The sequence below is a fragment of the Collimonas silvisoli genome (assembly GCF_018305005.1).
Lineage (GTDB): Bacteria > Pseudomonadota > Gammaproteobacteria > Burkholderiales > Burkholderiaceae_D > Collimonas > Collimonas silvisoli.
In genome coordinates this window covers 1-10,484 of the sequence record NZ_JAGQEG010000139.1, presented here as the reverse complement: position 1 = coordinate 10,484, position 10,484 = coordinate 1, and the positions used below count along the sequence as shown (strand labels likewise).

The window sequence follows — 10,484 nt, the reverse complement described above, 5'->3', positions numbered from 1 at the left end:
CGTGAAGGCTGGCTCGATAACCATAAACGTGTTTATCGTCTGTATCAGCAAGAGGGCCTGTCGCTGCGGCTTAAGCGGCCCAAGCGCAACAAATCGGCACGCCTGCGCCAGCCGAAACACCTCGCTACCGCAATGAACCAGATCTGGAGCATGGACTTCGTCGCAGATGCCTTGTTCGATGGACGGCGCCTACGGGCGCTCACCGTGGTGGACAACTACACACGTGAATGCCTGGCGATCGAAGTAGGGCAAAGTTTAAAAGGAGAGGATGTCGTGAATACGTTAAATCGCATCGCTGTGCATCGCGGCTTGCCGGCAACGATCAAGGTCGACAACGGCAGCGAATTCATTTCCAAGGCGATGGACCGGTGGGCGTATGAAGGTGGCGTCGAACTCGACTTCAGTCGACCTGGCACACCGACCGACAACGCAAAGATCGAAAGCTTTAATGGACGGTTTCGCCAAGAGTGCTTGAATGCCCACTGGTTTCTGTCGCTCGACGACGCCAGCGACAAGATCGAGACGTGGCGCCAGGATTATAATGAGAGCCGTCCCCACTCTGCATTGCAGTGGGCGACACCGGCAGAATTCGCTCGCCAGGCAAGGGAAAGTGCCTTCTTGGCCGGTATCCAGGAGTCGGAAAATTCTAATAATCGGTGATACTGATTTCGGGGTACGGTCACGCTGGCCTGAGCCACAATCAATTTTCGCAACTGAATGTGGGGGCTTCCGGCCTCATTTTGAACAACGCTCCCACGAGCGTATCAACGCAATTATCTGGCTGGATTCCGGGCAACGGGAACCTGGCGCCAGGCAATGCGGCGCGCATTATCTTGAATGAAGTGACCGGAACCGGGCGTAGCACCCTGAATGGCACGATCGAAGTCGCCGGCCAGCGTGCCGAGGTGGTGATCGCCAATCCGAACGGACTTTCAGTCTCAGGATTGGGATTTTTGAACACGTCCCGTGGCGTGATTTCGACGGGAACTCCCGTTATCGGCCCAGACGGCAGCCTACAGTCGTTGCGTGTCACACGTGGCGACATCCAGGTCGGCCCCAACGGTCTGAACGGTAGCGGCCTTGATGCGCTGGATTTGATAGCGCGCTCGGTTTCAGTGAATGGCCAGATCTGGGCCAACAATAGCCTCAACGTGATTACGGGGGCAAACCTTGTTTCGTATGACGGACTGGGTATCCAGGTCATTGCAGGCGAAGGCGGCAAGCCCACCGTGGCGATCGACTCTTCTGCTTTGGGCGGCATGTATGCCAACCGTATCCGCCTCGTCGGCAGCGAAGCCGGCGTCGGCGTGGTCAGTCTCGGCAATATCGCGGCCAGCGCCGGGGATCTGAATATCGATTCCCAAGGTAAGGTGACTCTGAGCGGCCGCACGACCGCCAACGGCCAGGTGCGCATTGTCGGCAACGACGGTATCACCAATACCGGCACGCTCTATGGCCAGCAGGCGGTACAGCTTTATAGTGCCGGCCAGATCGCCAACAGCGGCACCGTGGCCGCCCAGAGCGACCTGACGCTGTTCTCCGGCAGCATCAATTCCAGCGGTGTGCTGGGCGCGGGGATCGACGCCAATAGCCACGCCACGCAGACGGGAAGTATCAGCATGACGGCTGCCGGTGCGATCAGTGCCGCCGGCCAGAATACGGCGACGACCAATGTCGACATCAGTGGCACGAGTGTCAGCCTAGCCCATGCGCAGACCAATGCAGGTGGTCACATCGGCTTAGCGGCCCGCACCGGCGACATCGACCTGACCGGCGGCACACTGCAAGCTGCAGGCGTGGCTAACATGAATGCTGTCGGCGCTATTCTCAATGATCAAGGCAGCGTCAGCGCCGCGCAACTGACGACCAACTCCACGAGTCTTTCCAACGTTGGCGGAACGCTCACCCAGTCAGGCACCGGCGACACCAGCATCACGACCAGTGGCCTGTTGAATAACGGCGCGGGGACCCTGGCCACCAATGCCCAGAATCTGACGATCCAATCCGGCAGCCTCAATAACGCCGGCGGTCAAATTAATCATGCCGGTTCCGGCGTGACCACGATCCAGAGCGGAGCGGTCGCCAATGCACAGGGATCGATTGCCAGTAACGGCCAAGTCACCATCAACGCGTCTAGCCTGAATAATCAGGCAGGCCGGATCACAGCGGTAGGCAGTGAGAATATCCAGGTCGCGGGGGACGTCTCCAACAGCCAGGGCACGCTGCAATCCGGTGGCGCGCTGACGCTGACTGGCGCCAATATCGACAATACGTCCGGTAGTGTCAAATCGCTCAATGCCGATGGCCTGACGCTGACAGCCAGCGGTCAGCTGACCAATGCGGCAGCGGGTGTCATCGGCGGCAATGGCAACGTCGCTGTGTCGGCAGGATCGCTGGCCAACAGCAGCACGATCAGCGCTGCCCAGAATCTGACTGTCGCGACCACGCAGGCGTTGGACAATTCTTCCGGCACCCTGGCCGCTGGTGCCGCCCTGAATGCCTCTGCAGGATCCACGCTGACCAACAACGCTGGCACGATTGCCGGCACCCAGATCAACCTGCACGCGCACGACATCGCCAATCAATCTGGCACGATTTCGCAAAGCGGCAGCGCTGCGATGACGGTGCAAGCCGCCGGTGCGTTCGACAATTCGCACGGTACATTGCAGAGCAACGCCGCCGATCTGACGCTCACGACAGGTAGCCTGACCAACGACAGCGGCACCATCTCCCAGGCCGCAGCCGGCACGCTGCACATCGCCACCGGCACGCTATCGAATCAGCACGGTGCGATAGCGACCAATGGCGCGGCCGGCATCACTGCTGGTGCGACGATCAATAGCGGATCGATTAGCGCACAGCAGACGTTGAACTTGACGGCCACCTCGTTGAACAACAATGGCGGCTCCCTCGGTTCGAATGGCGCCATGACAGTCAACGCTGGTTCGTTGCTCTCCAATAGCGGCGGTACGATTCAGGCCGGATCGACCGCCAGCCCGACCAGCGCCACCATCACGGCAACCACGCTGGACAACAGCGGCGGCACCTTGGGCGCCGGCACGATTGACCTAGAGGCGAGCAATCTGAAGAATGCCGCCGGCAAGGTCATCCAGAACGACACGAACGGCACGGCCACCATCAACGTGTCGCAAATGCTCGACAACAGCAACGGCATGATCGGCGTGGTGGCTCACAATCTGACGCTGTCGCCGGCGACATTGACCAACGATGGCGGCTCTGTCGCCCACATGGGCAGCGGAACATTGACCGTCAACACCGGCGCACTGTCGAATAATGGCGGCGTGCTGGGTACCAATGGCGCGGCCACCGTCACGGCCAGTTCCATCGCGAACCAGGGCGGCAAACTGACGGCGGTCGGCAGTGAGTCGGTCACCAGCACGTCCAATGTCGACAACAGCCTGGGCGGTTATATCGGCGGCGTGGCTGTGGCCGTCAACGCCAATTCCGGCCAACTCAATAACCAGGGCGGCACCATAGAAGGGGCGACTTCTGGCGCCACCGTCAACGCGCAATCGGTGAATAACGGCGCCGGTCACATCCAGAATTTGGGCAGCGGCGCGGTCACCGTGAATGCCACGCAGGCGCTGAACAATGCGGCGGGCAGCATCAGCGGCAAGGGGGATGTCACGGCGACAGCCGGCAGCATCGATAACGTCGCTGGCGCCATCGGTGCGCTGGGCAATCTCAACGTATCGTCCGGCAGTACGCTGGACAATACCAACGGTGCGCTGGAGGGGATGGGCAGCGTTTCCACCATTGCGCAGGGCGCTGTGACGAACGCCGGCGGCAAAATCGAAGCGCTGGGCAGCACCGGCCAATTGCAGGTATCCGGCAGCACGGTCGACAACACGAACGGCAAGATCATCAATGTCGGCACCGGCCAAACGACCGTTGCCGGCACAACCAGCATCACGAATGCCAATCCATCCGCAGGCAGCGGCACCGGCCTGATCGGTGGCGCCGGCGATGTCACGGTTGCCACCCCCAATTTATCTAACACGCAAGGCGGCCACATTATCGCCGGCGGCGCGTTGAACCTGAACACGCCGACCAGTGTGGACAACACCGGCGGGCAATTGATGGCCACCAATGCACTGACGCTGAATCAGCCAGGTGCCACCTTGACCAATATCGGTGGCGGCATCAGCGGCGGCAGCGTGGCCTTGACGGCGGCCAGCATCGACAATACGAACGGCAGCATTGCCAACCCGGCAGGCAGCGGCGGCGGGATTGCGATCAACACAGGCACGTTGACCAACACCAACGGCTCGGTCGGCAGCGATGTCGATCTGAGCTTGACCGCTAATTCCTTGCTCGGCGACGGCAAGATCGTCGCTGGCCGTGACGGCAATGTCAGCCTGCAAGGCGACTATACCTATGACGCCGGCAACCAGATCACCGCGAACCGCGACCTGACCTTGTCGACCACCGGCACCTTGACCAATATGGCGACGCTGGCCGCAGCGGGCAATCTGACGGTCAATGCCGCCAATGTGGTCAATGCCGCGGGCGCCGATATCGCTTCCGGCAATCCGGGCGATCTGACGACCGGCACCACCACGATCAATGCAGGCAGCGGCAATCTCATCAATGCCGGCCGCATCGAGGGTAATAACGTCAACACGACCAGCAACCTTCTCACCAACACCGGCACCCTGATCGGCAATAACGTGACCGTCAACGCCGCTACGCTGACCAATGACGGTGCGGCAGCGATTATCGCCGGCGCCAACCAGGTCAATCTGTGGGTGGCCAATACGGTCAATAACCAGAACGGAGCGACGCTCTACAGCCTGGGCGACTTGAACATGGCCGCCGATGGCGCCAAGGATGCCAACGGTTACCTGTTCCACCAGACCGGCACCATCAACAATCTGTCGTCGACCATGGAAGCCGATGGCGTGTTGAATGTCGCGGCGAACCAGATCAACAATGTGCGGCAGAACGTGCAGACCACGACGGTGACGGTCTCGGATACGACCAGTACCATGACGCAGTCGCCCTGGTCGACCTCGCTGGCGAAGGGGAGCTCGCCCTTGCGTAACAGTAATACGCACATGCATGACGACTATTATCTGGATCCGTCGGCTATCCTCTCGGTCACGCCGGTGGTGACGCCCGACGGCTATCTGATCTACAAGGCGGTAGTAAAACTGTCGGCCACCGATTCGGCGTTTGAAATCAATTATGGCGGCCTGGCCTACCCCTTGCCGAATGGCACGGAAGACATCCAATACCTGAGCCAGTCGCGGGTGGCGCCAACCGCCGGCACACAGGTGATCTATTTTACGAAGCGCAGCGACAATCAGGCCAATCCGGACCAGGTCGCCGGCAACAGCGCCTGGACCGACCTCACGAGTGGCAATATCTATCGCAATGTCTTAGGGACGATCACGTATTCCAACCAATACGGCAATTGCACGACCAACTGTGTACGCCTGGTCACGATTCCCGCCTATACCGACCCGACTGCCACTTTCCAGAACGACACGCAACTGGTCCGTGCCTATTACGCCGGCAGTTATCCGAGCGAGGTCGAACGCATTGCGCATCAGGTGGTGACAGAAACGCAACTGGCGTCCACGACCGGCGCGCCGGCGAAGATCACGTCCGGCGGCGACATGCACATGGCCGTCGGCACGCAGTTGAACAATAACAATGGCCAAATTGCCGCCGGCGGCAATCTGACCATTGACGGCGTCGCTTCTGCCGACGGCAGCAACAATACCAAGATCGTCAATACCTCCACCCAATTAACGCGCACCTACACCTCGACCAACACGAGCGGTTTCGGCACGGCGGATAGCTTGCCGGCGCCGCCGGTGCAATGGATCACCTGGAGCAACACGCCGATTACGCAAAACATCGGTGTCGCTGGTGGCACCATCACCAGCAACCAGGCGGTGTCGATCACCGGCGGCCAGATTACCAATACCAGCGTCGGCGCCTCGACGCGACCCATCGGCGCCAGTGCGGCATCGCTGGGCCTGGGCGACAGTATCGCGCCGCTGGCGCTGGCGACGAATAACACGATCAGCGGGGTGCCCACCGGGAACCAGACCGGTGTCGGTGGTTTGAGCGCAGTGGGCGGCACCAGTAATACAACCATTCCAGGCGCTGCGCGTGTGGTTGACGGTGCGCGCGCCGGCGCGATCAATACTGTGCTCCCGACCAATGGTTTGTATTCCGTGCGGCCGCAGCCGAATCAGCCCTATCTGATCGAAACCGATCCGCGCTTCACGCAGTACGGCAATTTCATCTCCAGCGACTACATGCTCAATTTGCTGGGCATCAACCCGGCGGCTACGCAAAAGCGCCTGGGCGACGGCTTTTATGAAGCAAAGCTGATGACAGACCAGGTCACCAATCTGACGGGCATGCGTTATTTGCATGGCTATGCCAGTGCGGAAGAAGAATATAAATCGCTGATGACCAACGGCGTCGCATTTGCCAAGCAGTTCAATATGGTGCCCGGCATGGCGCTGTCGGATGCGCAGATGGCGACGCTGACCACCGATATCGTCTGGCTGGTGAGCCAAATCGTGACGCTGCCGGACGGCAGCCAGCAGACGGTGCTGGTGCCACAAGTGTATCTGGCCAAGAGCATGGACTTGACGCCGACCGGCGCCTTGATCGCTGGTGATTCTGTGGGGATCAAGGGAACGGATATCGTTAACACCGGCGGTACGCTCTCGGGCACCAAGCAATTGCTGCTGGCGGCGGATCACGACATCAGCAACATCGGCGGCACGCTCTCGGGCGGGAATGTCGGCCTGTTTGCCGGCAACAATATCCTGGATCAGTCGGTCACCAACACGGCCATCACCCATTTCGGCAATAGCTCATCAACGATTACTGCCGTGGGTGCGGTCGGCAAGATCGCGGCGACGCAGAATCTGATCATGTCCGCCGGGCAGAATCTGACCTTGCAGGGCGCGCAGATCAGCGCCGGCGGCAATGCGATGCTGACAGCGGGGAATGCGATCAACGTCGAGACGGTATCGACGGGATCGCATTATGTGACGCCGACGGCGAACAGCCATGCCGACGTGCAAGCCACGCATGCGGTCGGCAGCACGGTGGCTGCAGGCGGCAACCTGGGCATGGTGAGCAAGGGCGACCTGACGGTGACCGGCAGCAGTCTGTCGTCAGGGCAGAATATGCTGGTGGCCGCCGGCGGCAATGTGACCATCCAGAACGCCACCGACACCAGCAGCACCCATCTGGATGGTCAGGGCAAGTCGGGCAAACGGAGCGGATCGCAGAGCGTTGACATGCATGACCAGATCGCCGTCGGCAGCAGCTTGTCGGCGGGCGGCAATGCGACGGTGCTGGCCGGCGCCCAGCAAGACGCGTTCGGCAATGTCGTCCTGGCAAAACAAGCACCGGCCAAGGATCTGACCGTCACCGCCAGCACGATCACGGCTGGCGGCAATCCGGACGGCAAGGGCAATGCGGCGTTGGGCGCGACCGGCAACGTGACAATCGGCGAGGCCACCTTGCACGGCGACTATAGCCAGGAGGACAGGAGCAGTCATAAAGGCTTCCTGTCCAGCAGCAGTAGTCACGATTTGATGACGAAGACGGGCGACGTCGCGCAGGGCAGTACGGTGTCGGGCAATCAGGTGAGCGTGACGGCGGGCAATGATGTTACCGTGCGCGGCAGCAACATCATTGGCCTGAACGATGTAGCGCTGACGGCAACCAACGGCAACGTTGCCATCGTGTCGGTACAAAATACCAGCCAGACGACCTCGCTCCACGAACAGAAAAAATCCGGCTTCACGGCAAGTTTCTCTGCCGGGGTCGCCAGTGTCGGCTATGGCAAAGCCAGTGCCAACAGCCAGAATAGTGAAGAGACGGTGACCCAGCAGGGTTCCAGCATTGCCTCGATCAATGGCAATACGCGGATTCAGGCCGGGCAGCAATTGAGCGTAGTGGCCTCAGACATCAGCGCAGGTAACAATCTGACGCTGATCGGCAAAAGCGTGGATCTGAGCGCCGCACAAAACACCAGCGTGGAACACGGCGCACAACAATCGAGTTCCAGCGGGTTATCGGTGGGCGTGACGCTGAACCCGTTGGCTGCCTTCAAGAGCGCCTATCAGCAAAGCGCCAGCGGCAATCCCAGCACCAGCTTCATGGGCCGGGCCAGCAAGTATGGCGATGCCATCGGCGACGGTACGCTGGCAGCAAGCACGCCAGTGGTGGTGCAAGCCGGTTCGCGCAGTGCCAGCGGCAATCAGGACCATGCCACCAGTACCGCGCAGGTCAGCTCGCTCACGGCAGGCAATAATCTGACGGTCCTTGCCACCGGCGGCAGCATCACCAGCCAGGGCGCCAGCATGAGCGCCGGCGGCGACGCCACGCTGATCGCCAAAGACAGCATCAACCTGGATGTGGCGCACAGCTTCGAGACCCAGGGGCAAACCAATACCGCCAAAGGCTGGAGTACGGATAACCGGGGCAGTTTGCCGGTCGGGGTATTTAACAGCAACGGCAAAGGCAACGGCAGCACCGATACCATCCACGGCACAACTCTGTCGGCAGGCGGCAAGGCCACGCTGGCGACGACCGAAGGCGATATCACCCTGACCGCCGCTAACCTGGTGGCCAGCAGCGATCTGAGCATCAACGCCGCCAGAAATCTGACCATCCAAAGCGGACAGGATACGCTCACGAACGCCAACCAGAACAACAGCCAGGCCATCGGTAAAGTGGTCATTTCCGATACGGAGCGCTTTGCCGGCTACCATTCCGAGAAGAGCAAGGATAACAATACCGCTATCACCCAGGTCGCCAGCAATGTCGGCAGCCTGCAAGGCAATGTCAGCCTCAGCGCGGGTGACAAATACACCCAGACGGCGAGCAATGTGCTGGCCAAGAACGACATCAACATCGTCGGCAAGTCCATCGACATCAATACTGCCGCCAACACGGGCAGTAGCGATCAGAGCAGTGCGGATCTGAAGATAGGGGCGTTTGCCAGAGTCAGTTCGCCGTTGATCGATCTTGGCAACAATCTGGAGAATGCCAAGAAATCGGATGGCCGTCTGCAGGCCATGCAAGGCTTGGCAGCGGCATCGAACGGATATCAAGTCGCCAGCGCCGCGAGTGCCGCCTTAAACGGACCCGGGAGCGGTGAGTTGCTGAAAGCCGAAGTCGGTGTCGGCTTTGCGAGTGCCAATAGCCAGGATCGCAGCAGTTATAACCAGGCCCAGGGCAGCAGCGTCCAGGGGGGCGGCAACGTCAGTCTGACCAGCACCGCAGGCGATATCCACGCCACCGGGGCGCATATCGCCGCTGGGGATGCGCCGGGTAAAACCCTGACGCTGGATTCGGCCAGAAACATCCTGCTCGACGCCGGCCAGAGCACCGCAACGAGCAGCGGCAGTAATCACAGCGCCGGTGTCGAAGTGGGCGTAGGGTATGAGGTCGGTGCTAAAACCGGTGTGTATGCCTATGTCAGCGCCAACGTCGGTAATGGCAATTACAACAATAGCGCCACGACCAACAGCAACACGCAGTTAAGCGGCGACACCGTCACCTTGACATCCAAAGGTGATACGACCTTAAAGGGTGCGACGGTCAAAGCCGATACGATCAATGCCGATGTCGGCGGCAAGCTGGCGATCGAATCAGTGCAAGATACCAGCGTCCAGCACAATGAACAAAGCAGTGTAGGCGGGCGGGTACAGATCTCCTTCGGCACGGCGTGGGAGGCCTCGGGCAACGTGGGGCAATCGACGGCCAACGGCAGCAGCAACGCTGTCAATCAACAGTCCGGCCTGTTTGCCGGCAATGGCGGTTATCACGTCACGGCCGATACGGTGGCCTTGAAAGGCGGCGCGATTGCCAGCACGAATGCCGGCAATTCGGATCTGACCACAAAATCCATCACGTTTGAGAACCTCACCAACAAGATGGATTACTCGGCGGACACGGTGAGTATGTCGGGCGGCGTGAGCGGTGGTAGCGGCAACGGCAATAGCAAAGGTGAGGCACCCACACAAACCAGCACCGGCGCCAGCAATCCGAACGTCACTCCCGGCATTCCATTATTAGAGAGCGGCAGTGCCAGCTCGACGACTTACGGCACCCTCACCGACGGCAACATCACGATTGGCGGCCAGCACATGACAAGTGCGGCCGGCTTGGGCGCGCACACCGATTTGGCGACGGCCCATACCGCCATCGCGGCGTTGCCGGACCTGAAGAATGTCATGAACAATCAGCAGGCCATGGCGGCTGCCGCCAACACCGTGATTGCCACTAGCGCGCAGATCGGCAACGATTTAGGTCAGGCAGCGAACAAGCAAGCCCAGCAAGCGGATGCACAGGTCAAAAGCGCCAATGCCGACATAGGAAATGCGCAAGCCGTTCTGGACAATAAAGACAGCACGGAACAGCAAAAGGCTGATGCCCAGCAAGCGCTCGTACTCGCCACCCAACACCGCGGCAAC

At 60.4% G+C, this 10,484-nt stretch carries 2 protein-coding genes; both read left to right on the top strand.

The genetic code is table 11. The features are described from left to right. On the top strand, positions 1-660 hold a 660-nt coding region (locus KHU33_RS24250; protein WP_211467789.1), incomplete at its 5' end, for an IS3 family transposase. Beyond that, a partial coding sequence (locus tag KHU33_RS24245; RefSeq protein WP_211467787.1) for a hemagglutinin repeat-containing protein occupies positions 657-10,484 on the top strand: 9,828 nt, incomplete at its 3' end. The genes KHU33_RS24250 and KHU33_RS24245, both read left to right, overlap by 4 nt.